Source organism: Lactobacillus melliventris, assembly GCF_013346935.1.
Lineage (GTDB): Bacteria > Bacillota > Bacilli > Lactobacillales > Lactobacillaceae > Lactobacillus.
The window spans coordinates 1-1,351 of the sequence record NZ_JAAEEB010000024.1 but is presented as its reverse complement, the minus strand read 5'-3'; the positions used below and the strand labels follow the sequence as shown (position 1 = coordinate 1,351).

The 1,351-nt window shown below is 50.0% G+C and carries 11 tRNA genes and 2 rRNA genes; all 13 read right to left on the bottom strand.

The annotated features are described in order from the left end of the window. Window positions 1–42: 42 nt before the first annotated feature. Window positions 43–116: transfer RNA gene (locus tag GYV61_RS09685), tRNA-Met, on the bottom strand. A gap of 41 nt (window positions 117–157) precedes the next feature. Next, window positions 158–231 (bottom strand) — tRNA-Ile (locus tag GYV61_RS09680). Window positions 232–244: 13 nt separating this feature from the next. Next, window positions 245–318: transfer RNA gene (locus GYV61_RS09675), tRNA-Met, on the bottom strand. A gap of 29 nt (window positions 319–347) precedes the next feature. After that, window positions 348–421, bottom strand: a tRNA-Pro gene (locus GYV61_RS09670). Window positions 422–427: 6 nt separating this feature from the next. Further along, a tRNA-Arg gene (locus GYV61_RS09665) sits at window positions 428–501 on the bottom strand. Between the two features lie 9 nt (window positions 502–510). Further along, window positions 511–596: transfer RNA gene (locus tag GYV61_RS09660), tRNA-Leu, on the bottom strand. Between the two features lie 10 nt (window positions 597–606). Beyond that, window positions 607–678 (bottom strand) — tRNA-Gly (locus GYV61_RS09655). Between the two features lie 11 nt (window positions 679–689). Continuing rightward, window positions 690–762 (bottom strand) — tRNA-Thr (locus tag GYV61_RS09650). A gap of 32 nt (window positions 763–794) precedes the next feature. Beyond that, a tRNA-Leu gene (locus GYV61_RS09645) sits at window positions 795–876 on the bottom strand. A 12-nt stretch (window positions 877–888) separates the two neighbouring features. Next, a tRNA-Lys gene (locus GYV61_RS09640) sits at window positions 889–961 on the bottom strand. A 4-nt stretch (window positions 962–965) separates the two neighbouring features. Further along, a tRNA-Val gene (locus tag GYV61_RS09635) sits at window positions 966–1,038 on the bottom strand. Between the two features lie 4 nt (window positions 1,039–1,042). Further along, window positions 1,043–1,159 (bottom strand): 5S ribosomal RNA (gene rrf / locus GYV61_RS09630). A 70-nt stretch (window positions 1,160–1,229) separates the two neighbouring features. Next, window positions 1,230–1,351, bottom strand: a 23S ribosomal RNA gene (locus GYV61_RS09625); the annotation flags it as partial.

Below are 1,351 nucleotides of genomic sequence, written 5' to 3'. Positions count from 1 at the left end.
GTGACAGGGAGACGAGATAAACCACTGCTCCAATGGACCATATTGCGGGAGGTGGATTTGAACCACCGGCCTTCGGGTTATGAGCCCGACGAGCTACCAGACTGCTCCATCCCGCGATTATTTTAAATTAAAAGTACAAACAAACTCCATACTTTTATGGACCTTGTAGGACTCGAACCTACGACAGGACGGTTATGAGCCGTCTGCTCTAACCAACTGAGCTAAAGGTCCAAGCTCTGGGAAATAGCGGCGGGGGGGATCGAACCCTCGACCTCCCGGGTATGAACCGGACGCTCTAGCCAGCTGAGCTACACCGCCAACAAATGTAACCATATATTAGATTACAATCGGGAAGACAGGATTCGAACCTGCGACCCCCTGGTCCCAAACCAGGTGCTCTACCAAACTGAGCCACTTCCCGTTATTATGCGCCCTGAAGGATTTGAACCTTCAACCTTCTGATTCGTAGTCAGACACTCTATCCAGTTGCGCTAAGGGCGCATCACTAAATGCCGAGGACCGGAGTCGAACCGGTACGGTTGAAACCAACCGCGGGATTTTAAGTCCCGTGCGTCTGCCAATTCCGCCACCCCGGCAAGTAATGAAAGCGGAAGACGGGATTCGAACCCGCGACCCCCACCATGGCAAGGTGATGTTCTACCACTGAACTACTTCCGCAAAATATGGAATGCCGATTATACGATTTGAACGTACGACCCCCTGTTTACAAGACAGATGCTCTACCAACTGAGCTAAATCGGCAAAATGTAAATATGGTATATATTATTGGCGAATACGGGTGGTGGGACTTGAACCCACACGTCCGAAAACACTAGAACCTAAATCTAGCGCGTCTGCCAATTCCGCCACACCCGCAAAATGGGGCCATGAGTCGTGACGGGCTTGAACCGTCGACCCTCTGATTAAAAGTCAGATGCTCTACCAACTGAGCTAACGACTCGGAATGGAGGATACAGGGCTCGAACCTGTGACCTCCTGCTTGTAAGGCAGATGCTCTCCCAGCTGAGCTAATCCTCCATATGCACGGCAACGTCCTACCCTCGCAGGCAGTCTCCCACCAACTACTCTCGGCGTGAAGAAGCTTAACTACTGTGTTCGGCATGGTTACAGGTGTTTCCTTCTTGCTCTTGCCACCGTACTTTTTCCTTTGAGCTTTTACACTCAAAACTAAATATAATCCTTTAAAAAACCTTGATTGCCTTTAAGCTTTGGTCAAGTCCTCGACTGATTAGTACTGGTCCGCTCCAAGCCTCACGGCTCTTCCACTCCCAGCCTATCTACCTCTTAGTCTTTGAGGTGTCTTACTACTTGCGTATGGGAAATCTCATCT